The sequence below is a fragment of the Streptococcus sp. SM5 genome, from assembly GCF_027497975.1.
Genome location: NZ_JAJNSC010000003.1, coordinates 1 through 16,315 on the forward strand (window position 1 = coordinate 1; position 16,315 = coordinate 16,315).

17 protein-coding genes are annotated in these 16,315 nt (G+C 41.8%); all 17 read left to right on the forward strand.

Annotation, left to right across the window (positions count from 1 at the left end; genetic code table 11):
- The coding region (locus PAN07_RS02580; protein WP_276593304.1) for a CorA family divalent cation transporter at positions 1-187 on the forward strand (187 nt) is incomplete at its 5' end.
- Positions 188-203: 16 nt separating this feature from the next.
- The gene (locus PAN07_RS02585; RefSeq protein ID WP_269796932.1) at positions 204-731 is read left to right on the forward strand and encodes a YqeG family HAD IIIA-type phosphatase; all 528 of its coding nucleotides are present in this window, start codon (positions 204-206) and stop codon (positions 729-731) included.
- Positions 732-733: 2 nt separating this feature from the next.
- Positions 734-1,840: a ribosome biogenesis GTPase YqeH gene (gene yqeH / locus PAN07_RS02590; protein WP_269796933.1), complete on the forward strand. Its 1,107-nt coding sequence runs from the start codon at positions 734-736 to the stop codon at positions 1,838-1,840.
- A gap of 213 nt (positions 1,841-2,053) precedes the next feature.
- Complete coding sequence (gene yhbY / locus PAN07_RS02595; protein WP_000060171.1) at positions 2,054-2,365, forward strand: ribosome assembly RNA-binding protein YhbY; 312 nt, start codon at positions 2,054-2,056, stop codon at positions 2,363-2,365.
- A gap of 50 nt (positions 2,366-2,415) precedes the next feature.
- The gene (locus PAN07_RS02600) at positions 2,416-3,045 is read left to right on the forward strand and encodes a nicotinate-nucleotide adenylyltransferase (protein WP_269796934.1); all 630 of its coding nucleotides are present in this window, start codon (positions 2,416-2,418) and stop codon (positions 3,043-3,045) included.
- Positions 3,045-3,638: a bis(5'-nucleosyl)-tetraphosphatase (symmetrical) YqeK gene (yqeK, locus tag PAN07_RS02605; protein WP_269796935.1), complete on the forward strand. Its 594-nt coding sequence runs from the start codon at positions 3,045-3,047 to the stop codon at positions 3,636-3,638. The genes PAN07_RS02600 and yqeK overlap by 1 nt, the downstream gene beginning before the upstream one ends.
- On the forward strand, positions 3,639-3,992 hold the full coding sequence (gene rsfS / locus PAN07_RS02610) for a ribosome silencing factor (protein WP_269796936.1): 354 nt from the start codon (positions 3,639-3,641) through the stop codon (positions 3,990-3,992).
- A gap of 110 nt (positions 3,993-4,102) precedes the next feature.
- Positions 4,103-4,843, forward strand: coding sequence for a class I SAM-dependent methyltransferase (locus PAN07_RS02615; RefSeq protein ID WP_269797137.1), 741 nt, complete (start codon positions 4,103-4,105; stop codon positions 4,841-4,843).
- 9 nt (positions 4,844-4,852) lie between these two features.
- Positions 4,853-5,950, forward strand: coding sequence for a nucleotidyltransferase (locus PAN07_RS02620; protein ID WP_269796937.1), 1,098 nt, complete (start codon positions 4,853-4,855; stop codon positions 5,948-5,950).
- A gap of 209 nt (positions 5,951-6,159) precedes the next feature.
- Positions 6,160-7,773 carry a ribonuclease Y gene (locus PAN07_RS02625; RefSeq protein ID WP_269796938.1) on the forward strand — a complete coding sequence of 538 codons (1,614 nt, stop codon included), beginning with the start codon at positions 6,160-6,162 and terminating at the stop codon, positions 7,771-7,773.
- A 136-nt stretch (positions 7,774-7,909) separates the two neighbouring features.
- Positions 7,910-8,536, forward strand: a complete 627-nt coding sequence (gene gmk, locus PAN07_RS02630) for a guanylate kinase (RefSeq protein WP_000775049.1) — start codon at positions 7,910-7,912, stop codon at positions 8,534-8,536.
- 24 nt (positions 8,537-8,560) lie between these two features.
- Positions 8,561-8,875, forward strand: coding sequence for a DNA-directed RNA polymerase subunit omega (gene rpoZ, locus PAN07_RS02635; RefSeq protein ID WP_004251389.1), 315 nt, complete (start codon positions 8,561-8,563; stop codon positions 8,873-8,875).
- A gap of 84 nt (positions 8,876-8,959) precedes the next feature.
- Positions 8,960-11,356 carry a primosomal protein N' gene (locus PAN07_RS02640; protein ID WP_269796939.1) on the forward strand — a complete coding sequence of 799 codons (2,397 nt, stop codon included), beginning with the start codon at positions 8,960-8,962 and terminating at the stop codon, positions 11,354-11,356.
- A 12-nt stretch (positions 11,357-11,368) separates the two neighbouring features.
- On the forward strand, positions 11,369-12,304 hold the full coding sequence (gene fmt, locus PAN07_RS02645) for a methionyl-tRNA formyltransferase (protein WP_269796940.1): 936 nt from the start codon (positions 11,369-11,371) through the stop codon (positions 12,302-12,304).
- The gene (gene rsmB / locus PAN07_RS02650) at positions 12,297-13,610 is read left to right on the forward strand and encodes a 16S rRNA (cytosine(967)-C(5))-methyltransferase RsmB (RefSeq protein WP_269796941.1); all 1,314 of its coding nucleotides are present in this window, start codon (positions 12,297-12,299) and stop codon (positions 13,608-13,610) included. Before fmt ends, rsmB begins: the two co-directional genes overlap by 8 nt.
- Positions 13,611-13,625: 15 nt before the next feature.
- The gene (locus PAN07_RS02655; RefSeq protein ID WP_269796942.1) at positions 13,626-14,366 is read left to right on the forward strand and encodes a Stp1/IreP family PP2C-type Ser/Thr phosphatase; all 741 of its coding nucleotides are present in this window, start codon (positions 13,626-13,628) and stop codon (positions 14,364-14,366) included.
- Positions 14,363-16,222 (forward strand): Stk1 family PASTA domain-containing Ser/Thr kinase, encoded by a 1,860-nt coding sequence (pknB, locus tag PAN07_RS02660; RefSeq protein WP_269796943.1) that lies wholly within the window; start codon positions 14,363-14,365, stop codon positions 16,220-16,222. Before PAN07_RS02655 ends, pknB begins: the two co-directional genes overlap by 4 nt.
- Positions 16,223-16,315 lie beyond the last annotated feature (93 nt).

The window sequence follows — 16,315 nt, forward strand, 5'->3', positions numbered from 1 at the left end:
TAGTTTGTCAATTTTGACTATTATCTCCGTCTTACTAGCAGTACTTGCGGTTATTACAGGTTTCTTCGGAATGAATGTTCCTCTACCATTTACAGAAGAGCCAAATGCTTGGATTTATATCTTAATGGCTAGCTTGATTTTATGGGCAGCCTTATCTCAATGGCTGAAGAAAATTACTAGAAAATAAAAGAAAAGGAGCCAAAATGGTGATTGAAAACTACATGCCAGACTTTGCTGTAGAAGCAGTATATGATTTGACAGTCCAAAGCCTGAAAGATCAAGGGATCAAAGCTGTTTTGGTCGATTTGGATAATACCCTCATTGCTTGGAATAACCCTGATGGGACTCCAGAGATGAAGCAATGGTTACATGACCTTCGTGATGCGGGTATTCGCATTATCGTAGTGTCTAACAACTCTAAAAAAAGAGTTCAACGTGCGGTTGAAAAATTTGGGATTGACTATGTTTATTGGGCTTTGAAGCCCTTTACTTTCGGGATTGATCGTGCCATGAAGGAATTCCACTATGAGAAAAATGAAGTGGTTATGGTTGGGGATCAGCTCATGACGGATATTCGAGCTGCCCACCGAGCAGGGATTCGTTCGATTTTGGTCAAACCCTTGGTCCAGCATGACTCTATCAAAACGCAAATCAACCGAGCTCGTGAGCGCCGTGTCATGAAACAAATCACTGAAAAGTATGGGCCTATCATATATAAAAAAGGAATCTAACTATGGAAGAAATTCTCTGTATTGGTTGTGGAGCAACCATTCAGACGGAAGATAAGACTGGTCTTGGATTTACACCTCAGTCAGCACTTGAAAAAGGTTTGGAAACCGGTGAAGTTTATTGCCAGCGTTGTTTCCGTCTTCGTCATTATAATGAAATCACAGATGTGCAGCTGACGGATGATGATTTCTTAAAACTTTTGCACGAGGTGGGAGATAGTGATGCCTTAGTAGTGAACGTCATCGATATCTTTGACTTTAATGGCTCAGTCATCCCAGGATTACCACGCTTTGTATCAGGTAATGATGTGCTCTTAGTCGGAAATAAAAAAGATATCCTACCTAAGTCAGTAAAGGCTGGGAAGATTAGCCAATGGCTCATGGAACGTGCCCACGAAGAAGGTCTACGTCCTGTGGACGTTGTTCTGACTTCAGCTCAAAATAAGCATGCTATCAAGGAAGTCATTGAAAAAATCGAGCATTACCGTAAAGGACGCGATGTCTATGTAGTTGGGGTGACTAATGTCGGTAAATCAACTCTTATCAATGCTATTATCCAGGAAATTACGGGTGACCAGAACGTCATCACAACATCACGTTTCCCAGGGACAACCTTAGATAAGATTGAGATCCCACTTGATGATGGTTCTTATATCTATGATACGCCGGGAATTATCCATCGTCATCAGATGGCCCACTACTTGACGGCTAAAAACCTTAAGTATGTCAGTCCTAAAAAGGAAATCAAACCTAAAACCTACCAGCTCAATCCTGAGCAAACCCTATTTTTAGGTGGCTTGGGACGCTTTGATTTCATTGCAGGAGAAAAGCAAGGTTTCACAGCTTTCTTTGATAATGAACTCAAACTTCATCGTACCAAGCTTGAAGGAGCGAGTGACTTTTACGACAAGCACCTTGGAATCCTCCTTACACCACCGAATAGCAAGGAAAAAGAAGACTTTCCAAAACTGGTCCAACATGTCTTTACTATCAAGGATAAGACAGACCTCGTTATCTCAGGACTAGGCTGGATTCGTGTGACAGGAACTGCCAAAGTAGCTGTCTGGGCCCCAGAAGGCGTCGCAGTCGTCACACGAAAAGCAATTATTTAAACACAGAAAGGAAAGGGTTGTCTTTATAAAGGCGAGCACTGCGAGCCCATAGAAGATACTTTTCGCCGTGGTGTTAGTTGGTACAAGTGATTGTACCAACTGCGGAAAATTTGAGACCTTAGGCTCAAATTTTAGTCATGAAAGTCCAGAGGACTTTGCTGACGTCCGTCACCACTTCAGAAAAGTATAAAAAGAAACTCTTTTAAATGAATTATGTCATTAACCTCAAAACAACGTGCCTTCCTCAACAGCCAGGCACACACCCTCAAACCCATCATCCAAATCGGGAAAAATGGACTCAACGACCAAATCAAAACCAGCGTTCGTCAGGCACTTGATGCCCGCGAATTGATCAAGGTTACTCTCTTGCAAAACACAGATGAAAACATCCACGAAGTAGCTGAAATCTTGGAAGAAGAAATCGGTGTGGATACAGTACAAAAGATCGGTCGTATCTTGATTTTGTATAAGCAATCAAGCAAGAAAGAAAATCGTAAAATTTCTAAAAAAGTTAAAGAAATTTAAAAATATACTCCAAAAAACTGTTTTTACAGAAGACTAAAGGAGATTAGCCTATGGCAATCGAATTATTGACTCCCTTTACCAAGGTAGAGTTGGAGCCAGAAATCAAGGAGAAAAAACGCAAACAAGTCGGGATTCTAGGAGGGAATTTTAACCCTGTTCACAATGCCCATCTGATCGTTGCAGACCAAGTACGACAACAGTTAGGACTGGACCAGGTCCTGCTCATGCCCGAATACCAACCTCCTCATGTAGATAAAAAGGAAACCATCCCTGAGCATCATCGTCTCAAGATGCTTGAGTTGGCGATTGAGGGGATTGAAGGGCTAGCCATTGAAACCATTGAGTTAGAGCGCAAGGGTATTTCCTACACCTACGATACCATGAAGATTTTAACAGAGCAACATCCAGATACGGACTACTATTTCATTATTGGTGCCGATATGGTAGACTATCTGCCTAAGTGGTATAGAATTGATGAGTTGGTGGAACTAGTTCAGTTTGTGGGAGTTCAGCGACCACGTTACAAGGCAGGGACTTCTTATCCGGTCATCTGGGTGGATGTGCCTCTCATGGATATTTCATCTAGTATGGTGCGTGACTTCATTGCCCAAGGACGAACACCCAACTTTCTCTTGCCTAAGCCAGTGCTAGACTATATCGAGAAAGAAGGACTTTACTGATGGCATACCAAGACTATATCAACTGTTCCCGTGAAGAATTGTTGGAAAAAATGGCAGAGCTTCTACCTGAAAAACGCTTAACCCATTGTCTGGGTGTGGAGCGTGCAGCCATTGAGCTTGCAGAACGATTTGGAGTTGATGCTGAGAAAGCTGGTTTGGCAGGTCTTCTTCATGACTATGCTAAAAAGCTATCAGATCAAGAGTTTCTAGACTTGATTGATCGATATCAGCTTGACTCTGACCTTAAAAATTGGGGCAATAATGTCTGGCATGGGATGGTTGGCATTTACAAGATTCAGGAAGATTTGGATTTACAAGATTCTGAAATCCTACGAGCTATTGAAATTCATACAGTTGGAGCTGGTCAGATGACGGACCTTGATAAGGTCATCTATGTCGCAGACTATATCGAGCACAATCGTGCCTTTCCAGGAGTGGAGCAGGCGCGTGAAATTGCTGAGCTATCGCTCAATAAGGCAGTGGCATACGAAACAGCTCGTACTGTGGAACATTTGGCTCATCAGGGATTCCCCATCTATCCCCAAACCCTTGAAACCTATAACGCCTTTGTGCACTATTTGAAAGAGGATTAAATGAACGAAAAAGAATTATTAGAACTAGTCGTGAAAGCGGCAGATGAGAAACGTGCCGAGGATATCCTCGCACTTGACGTACAAGAATTGACCAGTGTAACAGATTACTTTATTATCACTAGCTCTATGAATAGTCGTCAGTTGGATGCTATCGCTGATAATATCCGTGAAAAAGTTACTGAAGCAGGCTTTAAAGGTAGCCATGTAGAAGGTGATGCATCTGGAGGCTGGGTCTTACTGGACCTTGGTGGTGTCGTTGTGCATATTTTCTCAGAAGAAATGCGTGCCCACTATAACCTAGAAAAATTATGGCATGAGGCAGAGTCAGTAGATTTATCTGAAGCTTTGGCGTAGTAGATGAACTCAGTTGCAGTCAACTGGGTTTATTTGCTTAATTTAGAAGAAAATCGTTAGAAAGGTGAGAGCGAGTGGTGTTTGCCATGGACGCTCTTGGTATCATGATTATGGCAACATACGAAACCTTTGCGGCTGTTTACGATGCAGTCATGGATGATAGTTTATATGATAAATGGACTGAGTTTTCTTTGCGTCATTTACCTAAGACTAAGGAGAGAAAGAAACTCTTGGAGCTGGCTTGTGGCACAGGTATCCAGTCTGTGCGCTTTTCTCAAGCAGGTTTTGATGTAACTGGACTGGACTTGAGCGCGGACATGTTGAAGATTGCTGAGAAGAGAGCGGCATCAGCCAAGCAAAAGATTGATTTTATGGAAGGTAATATGCTGGATTTATCCAAGGCAGGTAAATATGATTTTATCACATGTTACTCGGACTCAATCTGCTACATGCAGGATGAGGTGGAAGTCGGGGACGTTTTTAAGGAAGTCTATAATGCCCTTAATGAAGATGGGGTCTTCATCTTTGATGTGCATTCGACCTACCAGACTGATGAGGTTTTTCCAGGCTATTCATATCATGAAAATGCAGAAGACTTTGCTATGCTTTGGGATACCTATGAAGATGATGCACCTCACTCCATCGTGCATGAACTGACTTTCTTTATCAAGGAAGCGGATGGTTCCTTTAGTCGCCACGATGAAGTGCATGAGGAGCGAACCTACGAAGTCTTGACCTATGATATCTTGTTAGAACAAGCTGGTTTTAAGTCCTTCAAACTCTTTGCGGACTTTGAGGACAAGGAGCCAACAGAAACTAGCACCCGTTGGTTTTTTGTGGCGCAGAAGTAGGAGATTGCCATGACCATTACAGGTATTATTGCGGAGTTCAATCCTTTTCATAATGGCCATAAGTATCTGCTAGACCAAGCAAATGGCTTGAAAATCGTTGCCATGTCTGGAAATTTCATGCAGCGTGGAGAGCCTGCTATCGTTGACAAGTGGATAAGGGCTCAAATGGCGCTGGAAAATGGTGCGGATTTGGTCGTAGAATTGCCCTTTTTAGTCAGTGTACAAGCGGCGGATTTCTTTGGTCAAGGTTCAGTAGATATATTGGCTCGTTTGGGGATTGATACCCTAGTCTTTGGAACAGAAGAAGTTCTGGATTACCAGAAAATTGCTGATTTATACGCAGAACGTGGTCAAGAGATGGAGAATTTTGTAGATAATCTACCTGATTCCTTCTCCTACCCTCAGAAAACCCAAGCCATGTGGAAGGAATTTGCAGGTCTTGATTTTTCTGGTGATACGCCCAATCATGTCCTAGCTCTTGCTTATGTCAAGGCAGTTGCTAGGCACAACATTGAACTTCATCCAATTCAACGTCTGGGAGCTGGCTACCATTCGGTAGACAAGGATGTGGACTTTGCCTCGGCAACAGCTCTTCGTCAGCATCAAAATGATCAAGACTTCTTAGAACGCTTTATGCCTTCTGTTGCCTTCTTTGAAAATGCTAGTAAGGTGAGTTGGGATAACTATTTTCCCTTGCTCCGCTATCAAATCTTGTCAAATCCAGATTTAAGTACGATTTATCAGGTCAATCAAGAAATGGCTGTACGCATTAAGGAAGCCATCAAAACAGCAAAATCTATTGAGGAATTGGTTGAGTTAGTGGCTACCAAACGCTACACCAAGGCGCGTGTGCGACGCCTCTTGACCTATATCTTGGTGCAGGCTAGAGAAAGTGACTTGCCAGAAGTCATTCATGTCCTAGGTTTTACCGAAAAAGGTAGACAACACCTTAAAGATTTGAAAGATCAAGTCCAGCTAGTTAGCCGAATTGGTAAAGAACCCTGGGATGCCATAACCCAAAAGGCAGACCGAATTTATCAACTGGGACACCCTAGTATAGCAGAACAAAATTTTGGTCGAGTGCCAATTAAAATCGAATCAAACTAAGTCTACTGAGAGGTAGGCTTTTTTGTTTTGTAAAAAATAAGTAAAAATATTTCTATTCAAATAGGCCTATTCTAATAAGGAAGTAAAAGATTTTCCACAAAAAAATGATCAAAACAACTTCCATTTAAGGTTTGTTAAAAATCAATTTTTGTGGTAGAATGTATAAGAATGTATGTCATTCGGATAAACAAATAAATTGAGGTAAAAACATGGAAATCATGACAATTGCGATTCTTGTTTTTGCCGTCATCATAGGTTTAGTCATTGGATATATCAGCATCTCAGCCAAGATGAAATCATCGCAAGAGGCTGCAGAGTTGATGCTTTTAAATGCTGAACAAGAAGCAACTAATTTACGTGGACAAGCTGAGCGTGAAGCTGATTTATTATTGAATGAAGCTAAACGTGAAAGTAAGTCTCTTAAAAAAGAAGCACTATTGGAGGCCAAAGAGGAAGCCAGAAAATACCGTGAAGAAGTGGACGCTGAATTTAAATCAGAACGGCAAGAACTCAAACAAATTGAAACTCGTTTGACCGAACGAGCAGCGAGTCTTGACCGTAAAGATGATAATTTAACGAACAAAGAACAAACTCTTGAACAAAAAGAACAAAGTATTTCTGATAGAGCAAAAAACCTTGATGCACGGGAAGAGCAATTAGAGGAAGTCGAAAGACAAAAAGAAGCTGAATTGGAACGTATCGGTTCCCTGACACAGACAGAAGCAAAAGATATTATCTTAGCTCAGACAGAGGAAAACTTAACTAAAGAAATTGCTAGTCGCATTCGTGAGGCTGAGCAAGAAGTTAAGGAACGTTCAGATAAGTTAGCCAAGGATATCTTGGCTCAAGCTATGCAGAGAATTGCTGGTGAGTATGTAGTCGAATCTACAAACTCTACGGTTCATCTGCCTGATGATACCATGAAAGGTCGTATCATTGGTCGTGAGGGACGAAATATTCGTACCTTTGAAAGTTTGACAGGGGTTGATGTTATCATTGATGACACACCAGAAGTGGTAACCTTGTCAGGTTTTGATCCTATCCGACGTGAGATTGCCCGTATGACGATGGAAACCTTGCTTAAGGATGGACGTATTCACCCAGCTCGTATCGAAGAGTTAGTTGAGAAAAATCGTCTAGAGATTGACAATAAAATCCGTGAATATGGTGAGGCTGCAGCTTATGAAATCGGAGCACCAAACCTTCACCCAGACTTGATGAAAATCATGGGTCGTTTGCAGTTCCGTACTTCATACGGTCAAAATGTCTTGCGTCACTCGATTGAAGTTGCTAAGTTGGCTGGTATCATGGCTAGTGAACTTGGTGAAAATGCGGCTCTCGCTCGTCGTGCAGGATTCCTTCACGATATCGGAAAAGCTATTGACCGTGAGGTGGAAGGTAGCCACGTTGAGATTGGTACTGAATTGGCTCGTAAGTACAAAGAACACCCAGTTGTTATCAATACTATTGCTAGCCACCACGGAGATGTAGAGCCTGAAAGTGTTATTGCAGTTCTTGTTGCTGCAGCGGATGCTCTAAGTGCTGCTCGTCCAGGAGCTCGTAGCGAGTCTCTTGAGAGCTATATCAAACGTCTCCATGACTTAGAGGAGATTGCAAATAGCTTTGAAGGAGTACAAAATAGCTTTGCCCTTCAAGCTGGACGTGAAATCCGTATCATGGTAAATCCAGGTCAAATCAAGGACGACAAAGTCACAATCTTGGCTCACAAGGTTCGTGAGAAAATCGAAAACAATCTCGATTACCCAGGAAATATCAAAGTAACCGTTATTCGTGAACTTCGTGCCGTTGATTATGCAAAATAAATAAGAAAGAGCAGTTGAAAAATTACTGCTTTTTTGTTACACTAGATAGAAAGATTGTAGTTACTAGAAATGCCTTTATACAGATAATCTTGCTCAGGTTTTTAGGTCATTTCACAAACTATCTAAAGGAGACATCATGGCAGACCGTGGCTTACTAATCGTTTTTTCAGGTCCTTCAGGAGTTGGAAAAGGAACGGTTAGACGAGAAATTTTTGAGAGTTCTGAAAATCAATTCCAATATTCTGTATCTATGACAACGCGGGCGCAACGTCCAGGTGAAGTGGACGGAGTTGACTATTTTTTCCGCACGCGTGAAGAATTTGAAGAATTAATCCGTCAAGGACAGATGTTAGAGTATGCAGAGTATGTAGGTAACTACTATGGAACTCCTCTGACCTATGTCAATGAAACCCTTGATAAGGGAATCGACGTCTTCCTTGAAATTGAAGTGCAGGGAGCTCTCCAGGTCAAGAAAAAAGTTCCAGATGCTGTCTTTATCTTTTTGACACCACCAGATTTGGAAGAATTGCAAGACCGTCTCGTAGGCCGTGGTACAGATAGTGCAGAAGTGATTGCCCAACGTATCGAAAAAGCTAAAGAAGAAATTGCTTTGATGCGTGAGTATGACTATGCTATTGTCAATGACCATGTTCCTCTTGCCGCAGAACGTGTCAAACGTGTGATTGAAGCAGAACATTTCCGTGTCGATCGTGTCATCGGTCACTATCAGGATATGCTACCAAAGTCTCCAACTATTCGATAAACTATAGAAAACAGGTACAAACAAATGATGCTTAAACCCTCTATTGATACCTTGCTTGACAAGGTACCATCAAAATATTCACTCGTCATCTTGGAAGCAAAACGTGCTCACGAATTAGAAGCTGGAGCAACTCCAACACAAGAATTCAAATCTGAAAAATCTACACTTCGTGCCTTGGAAGAGATTGAATCTGGGAATGTAACCATCCACCCAGATCCAGAAGGGAAACGCGAAGCTGTTCGTCGTCGTATCGAAGAAGAAAGACGATTGAGAGAAGAAGAAGAAAAGAAAATCAAAGAGCAAATCGCGAAAGAAAAAGAAGAAGGTGAAAAAATTTAAGGTTGGGGAGACTCAATCTTATTTTTTCTATTGCAAGAATACTCAATCAATTGAAACGATTTAAGAAGAGAAGGAGGTGAGGAAATGGCTATTGCAAAAATCATTGTCGATGTTCCCTTGATGCAGACAGATCAGCCCTATAGCTACAAGATTCCAGAGGAATTTGAAGGGATGCTGGAAGTTGGCATGCGAGTTCATGTACCCTTTGGGAAGGCTAATCGCTTGATTCAGGGAATTGTTCTTGGAATGGAACAAGAATCTGATTCAGATGTGGCAGACGAGGACTTGAAAGAGATTGCTGAGGTGCTGGACTTTTCTCCTGTCTTAACGGAGGAACAACTCTGGCTAGCTGAAGAACTACGTAAGTCAGTTTTTTCATACAAGATTTCTATTCTAAAAGCTATGCTTCCGGGATTTTTGAATTCTAGCTATGATAAGATCCTCTATCCTCTGGAAGGTTTGAGTCAAGAAGACAGAGACCGTTTGTTTGGTTCGCAGGAGTCTTTAGCATTTTCATCTCTTGATCTTGAGAAACAGGCTGAGATGATGCGGTTGACTCGAAAAGGTCTTTTAAAGTTAGAGTACCAGGCTGTAGACCAGAAGAAAGTTAAGACGCAGTCTTGGGTTGAAGTGAATCCTGATAAATTAGAAAAACTAGAAATCTCAAATCGTGCCAAGAAGAAATTGGAACTGCGAGAATATTTATTAGCACATCCTGCAACAGTTCCTTTGGCTGATTTGTTAGAATATTACTCACGGGAACAAGTTAACTTTTTTGTGGGACAGGGTGCTTTAACTATCCTTCAAAAAGAAGTCCAACGTTCAGCTGCCTACTTTGAAGGAATCGAGTCAAATCAAGCTCTAGAGTTAAACCCGGAGCAAAAAGAAGCCTGTGAGGCAGTTGTTGGAGCGATTGGTAAGCAACAGCCTCCCTTTCTACTTCAAGGAATTACAGGAAGTGGGAAAACCGAGGTTTACTTGCAGATTATCCAAGGAGCTTTGGATATGGGAAAAACAGCGATTGTTCTAGTTCCGGAAATCTCTCTGACACCTCAAATGACCGAGCGTTTTATTGCTCGTTTTGGTGATAAAGTTGCCATTCTCCACTCTGGCTTGTCCAATGGTGAAAAGTACGATGAATGGCGCAAAGTGGAGCATGGAGATGCTCAGGTAGTCGTTGGGGCTAGATCTGCTATTTTCGCTCCTTTGAAAGATTTAGGCGTTATCATTATCGATGAAGAGCATGAGGCCAGTTACAAGCAAGACAGCAATCCTCGATACCATGCTAGAGATGTGGCTCTTTTACGAGCACAGTACAATCAAGCAGCATTAGTCCTTGGTTCTGCAACGCCAAGTTTAGAAAGTCGTGCGCGTGCTGGTAAGGGTGTCTATCAACATCTACGTCTGACTCAACGGGCCAATCCTTTAGCGAGTATTCCTGAGGTTCAACTGATTGACTTCCGTGATTACATCGGGCAGAATGAAACATCAAACTTTACACCACCACTGATTGAGGCAATTCAAGATCGACTGGACAAAAAAGAGCAGGTTGTTCTCATGCTCAATCGCCGTGGTTACTCTAGCTTTGTCATGTGCCGGGAATGTGGGACCGTTGATACCTGTCCAAACTGTGATATTTCCTTGACGCTACACATGGATACTAAGACTATGAATTGTCATTATTGTGGTTTTTCTAAGGAAATCCCTCATGTCTGTCCCAACTGTCAGAGTCGTAGTATTCGATACTATGGAACGGGAACTCAAAAGGCCTACGATGAGCTAGCAGAACTCTTTCCTCAGGCTCGCATTCTGCGAATGGATGTAGATACAACACGTAAAAAAGGCAGTCACCAAGCTCTACTTGAACAATTTGGCAGTGGTGAAGCGGACATATTGTTAGGAACCCAGATGATTGCCAAGGGCTTGGATTTTCCAAATGTGACCTTGGTTGGTGTTCTCAATGCGGATACTGCCTTGAATCTGCCTGATTTCCGTTCTTCTGAGAGGACCTTCCAACTCTTGACCCAGGTAGCAGGACGAGCAGGACGAGCTGAAAAGGCAGGTCAGGTATTGATTCAGTCCTATAATCCACAACACTATGCAATTCGTTTTGCCAAGGATCAGGACTACGAAGGTTTCTATGCCTATGAAATGGGTATCAGACGTCAGTTGGGTTACCCACCTTATTATTTCACTATTGGGATTACCTTATCTCATAAAAAAGAAGAAGAGGTTCTTAGACGTGCTTATCAAGTGATGGGTATTTTGAGGTCTGGTTTGTCGGATGCTAGTATCATCCTTGGACCAACGCCTAAACCTATCGCTCGTACGCACAATCTTTATCATTATCAGATTTTAATCAAATACCGTATAGAAGATGAGCTTGGTCCGACACTCAACCAAGTTTTGGCCTTGACTCAAGAACGGGAAAATAGTGAACTGCGTCTCAGTATTGACCACGAACCGCAGCAATTTTTATAAGAAGGAGAAAATATGACGAAACTAATCTTTATGGGGACCCCCGAGTTTTCGGCAACCGTTTTGAAGGGGCTTTTGTCAGATGACCGCTACGAGATTGTAGCTGTTGTTACGCAACCAGACCGCGCTGTCGGCCGTAAAAAAGTCATCCAAGAAACCCCTGTAAAACAAGCAGCAAAAGAAGCAGGGCTTCCTATCTACCAACCAGAAAAATTATCGGGTAGTCCAGAGATGGAAGCTATCATGAATTTGGGAGCCGATGGTATTGTAACTGCAGCTTTTGGGCAATTTCTCCCAAGTAAACTCCTTGATAGCATGGATTTTGCAGTAAACGTTCATGCTTCGCTTCTTCCAAAGCACCGTGGTGGTGCTCCTATTCATTATGCCTTGATTCAAGGTGATGAGGAAGCAGGAGTAACCATTATGGAAATGGTCAAGGAAATGGATGCAGGGGACATGATTTCTCGTCGCAGTATTCCCATTACTGATGAGGATAATGTTGGAACTTTGTTTGAAAAATTGGCCATTGTTGGGCGTGATTTACTTTTGGATACTCTACCAGCTTATATAGCTGGTGAAATTCAGCCAGAACCACAAGATCCAAGTCAGGTTACATTTTCACCAAATATCAAACCTGAGGAAGAAAAGTTGGACTGGAACAAGACCAACCGTCAACTTTTCAACCAAATTCGTGGGATGAATCCTTGGCCTGTTGCCCACACTTTTCTAAAGGGAGATCGCTTCAAAATCTATGAAGCTCTGCCAGTAGAGGGTCATGGAAATCCGGGTGAGATTATTTCCATCGGTAAGAAAGAATTAATTGTCGCAACAGCAGATGGAGCTCTATCTCTCAGACAGGTTCAACCAGCAGGGAAACCTAAGATGGACATTGCTTCCTTCCTCAACGGTGTGGGACGTACCTTGGCAGTAGGAGAACGATTTGGTGACTAAAGTAGAAACTGCTAGAAATCTAGCTTTAGTAGTGTTAGAGGATGTTTTTATCAATCAAGCCTACTCCAATATCGCCTTAAATAAACACCTCAAGGGAAGTCAACTGTCAGCAACTGACAAAGGTTTGGTGACAGAGCTTGTTTATGGGACTGTAGCCCGTAAACTAACTTTAGAATGGTATTTGTCTCACTTTATTGAGGATAGAGACAAGCTAGATAGCTGGCTCTATGTTTTGCTTCTCATGAGCGTCTATCAACTCCAATACTTGGATAAGCTTCCCGACCATGCAGTGGTCAATGAAGCGGTAGAAATTGCAAAATCTCGTAAGAAAGGCAGCGAAAAACTGGTCAATGCAGTCCTTCGCCGTATCTTGCGAGAAGGTTTGCCAGATATTGCCAGTATCAAGCGTAAGAACAAGCGTGATTCTATCGCCTACTCTTTGCCAGTGTGGTTAGTTTCTAAACTAAAGGAAGAGTATGGTGAAGAGAGAGCGCAAGCGATTTTTGAAAGTCTACTAAAACGTAATAAAGCCAGTATCCGTGTGACAGATTTGAGCCGAAAAGAGGAAATTAAAGCTCTGCTTGATGCAAGTGATTCTGCTTTATCAGCTTCTGGTCTGGTTAAAGAGCAGGGGCATTTTGCGGGTCATGACTTGTTTGCTGAAGGGGCTATTACCATCCAGGACGAGTCTAGTCAACTCGTTGCACCAACACTAGAGCTACAAGGAGAGGAGCAGGTTTTGGATGCCTGTGCGGCTCCAGGTGGGAAAACAGCCCATATAGCCTCTTATCTAACGACAGGTCAGGTAACAGCTCTGGATCTCTACGACCACAAACTCACTTTGATTCAAGAGAATGCCCAGCGTTTAGGCGTAGCAGACCGTGTTCAAACACAAAAATTGGATGCCCGAAAGGTTCACGAGTTTTTTGGTAAGGATCAATTTGATAAGATTCTTGTTGATGCCCCTTGTTCAGGGATCGGTCTATTGCGTCGGAAACCAGATATCAAATACAACAAAGAAACTGCGGATTTCATGTCTTTACAGGAAATTCAGCTGGAAATATTAGGTAGTGTTTGTCAAACACTACGAAAAGGTGGTATAATAACCTATAGTACCTGTACTATAGTCTCGGAGGAAAACTTTCAAGTCGTTCAGACATTTTTAGAAAGACACCCTGAGTTTGAGCAGGTTAAACTAGAACATGAATGCAAAGATATCTTAAAAGATGGTTGTATCCTCATTACTCCAGAACTGTATGGTAGTGACGGGTTCTTTATCAGCCAATTTCGAAAGATATCTGATTAGGAAGGAACTGACACAATGGAAATTTCATTATTAACAGATGTGGGTCAGAAACGAAAAAACAATCAAGACTATGTCAACCTTTTTGTCAACCGAGCAGGTCATACGATGATTATCTTGGCTGATGGAATGGGAGGACATCGTGCAGGCAATATTGCTAGTGAAATGGCGGTAACGGACTTAGGTGTAGCTTGGGTGGATACTCAAATTGACACTGTAAATGAAGTTCGCGAATGGTTTGCCCATAATTTAGAAATTGAAAATCAAAAGATTTACCAACTAGGTCGTGATGAAGCTTACAGGGGTATGGGAACAACCTTAGAAGCACTTGCTATCATTGAGAATCAAGCTATTTATGCCCATATCGGTGATTCGCGTATCGGTTTAATCCGTGGAGAAGAATATCATCTTTTGACAAGTGACCATTCTTTGGTTAACGCATTGCTCAAAGCTGGACAATTAACTCAAGAAGAGGCAGATGCACATCCTCAAAAAAATATCATCACTCAATCTATTGGTCAAAAAGATGAAATTCAACCTGATATGGGAATTATCACCCTTGAACCAGGAGACTATATTTTGCTTAATAGTGATGGTTTAACCAACATGATTTCTGGAAGTGAAATCTGTGATATTGTAACAAGTGATATCTCACTGGATGATAAAGCAGCAACCTTGATTCGTTTTGCAAATAATGCCGGAGGGCTTGATAACATAAGTGTTGCCCTTGTTTCGATTAAGGAGGAGGCAGCACAATGATCCAGATCGGCAAGATTTTTGCCGGACGGTATCGAATTATCAAACAAATTGGTCGTGGAGGCATGGCAGATGTCTACCTGGCCAAGGATTTGATTTTAGATGGGGAAGAGGTAGCTGTAAAGGTCCTGAGGACCAACTACCAGACGGATCCTATAGCTGTTGCGCGTTTTCAACGGGAAGCGCGAGCTATGGCAGACTTGGATCATCCTCATATCGTTCGGATTACTGATATTGGTGAAGAAGATGGTCAGCAATACCTAGCTATGGAATACGTAGCCGGTCTCGATCTTAAGCGATATATTAAAGAACACTATCCTCTTTCAAATGAGGAAGCAGTTCGTATCATGGGTCAGATTTTGCTAGCTATGCGTTTAGCACATGCAAAAGGAATTGTTCACCGTGATTTAAAGCCTCAAAATATTCTCTTGACTCCTGATGGAACGGCTAAGGTTACTGACTTTGGTATTGCGGTAGCTTTTGCGGAAACCAGCTTGACTCAAACTAACTCTATGTTGGGCTCTGTCCACTATTTATCACCTGAGCAGGCACGTGGCTCTAAGGCTACGTTTCAGAGTGATATTTATGCCATGGGAATTATTTTCTTTGAAATGTTAACAGGGCATGTCCCATATGATGGAGATAGTGCGGTCACGATTGCCCTTCAGCATTTTCAGAAACCACTCCCATCTGTTATAGCTGAAAATCCTTCGGTACCACAATCATTAGAAAATGTTGTTATTAAAGCGACAGCGAAAAAATTAACGGATCGCTATCAAACAGTCTCTGAGATGTATGTTGACTTATTGAGCAGTCTTTCTCACAATAGACGAAATGAATCTAAACGTGTTTTTGATGATACAAGTAAGGTTGATACAAAAACATTACCAAAGATTCAGCAACAAACCTTGACAACGATTCCTAAGGTTGAACCAAAAGATAGTCGTCCTCAGACTAAGAAACCGAGTGTTCAAGCAGCTCCTAAACCTAAGGGAGTAGCTAAGCCGGTGAAGAAGCGTCGTTTTAAGGCTCGTTACTTGGTTCTCCTTGCTAGTTTTATTCTGGTGCTCTCTTCTATACTATGGATTATATCTAAGACGCCAGCAACTGTTGTGATTCCGAAAGTTGCAGGGCAAACAGTGGCTGAGGCCAAAGAAACTCTGAAAAATGCCAATTTTGAAATTGGTGAAGAGAAAAGCGAATCCAGTGATACAGTAGAAGAAGGACGAGTTATTCGAACGGATCCAGATGGAGGTTCATCTCGCAAAGAAGGAATTAAGATTAATCTGATTGTTTCATCAGGTAAACCTTCATTCCCGATAGGGAACTATATCGGACGAAAATCTTCAGATGTAGTAGCAGAGTTAAAAGACAAGAAAGTCCCAGAAAATCTAATTAAGATTGTTGAGGAAGAATCGAGTGAAACTGAACCTGGTCTTGTCATGAGACAAAGTTTGTCAGAAGGAACAACATACGATCTTAGCAAGGCGACTGAGATTACCTTGACAGTTGCAAAGAAGGTTACAACTGTTTCAATGCCTTATTATATCGGCTCAAGTCTTGAGTTTACAAAGAATAATTTGATTCAAGTTGTGGGTGTTAAAGAAGCTAATATTGAGGTAGTAGAAGTTTCTACAGTCCTTGAAGGAACTATTGAAGGAACTGTAATCAATCAAAGTCCAAAACCATATGAGGATCTTGATTTGAGTAAAACGCGTGTTAAAATTTCTGTTTATAAACCAAAACAAACGACAACTACTACAGTCACACCACAAGTACCTCATGAAAATAGAATCGAGGTAACACCTCCTCAAACTCGTGAGGCAGAAACTAGTCAAACAACACCTGAGCACAACTGAGGTAGCTAATACAGACTATTCATAAAACTTTGTCACAGAATTTGTGGCAAAGTTTTTTTTCTGAGGATTTTATGATAAAATAAAGGATATCAA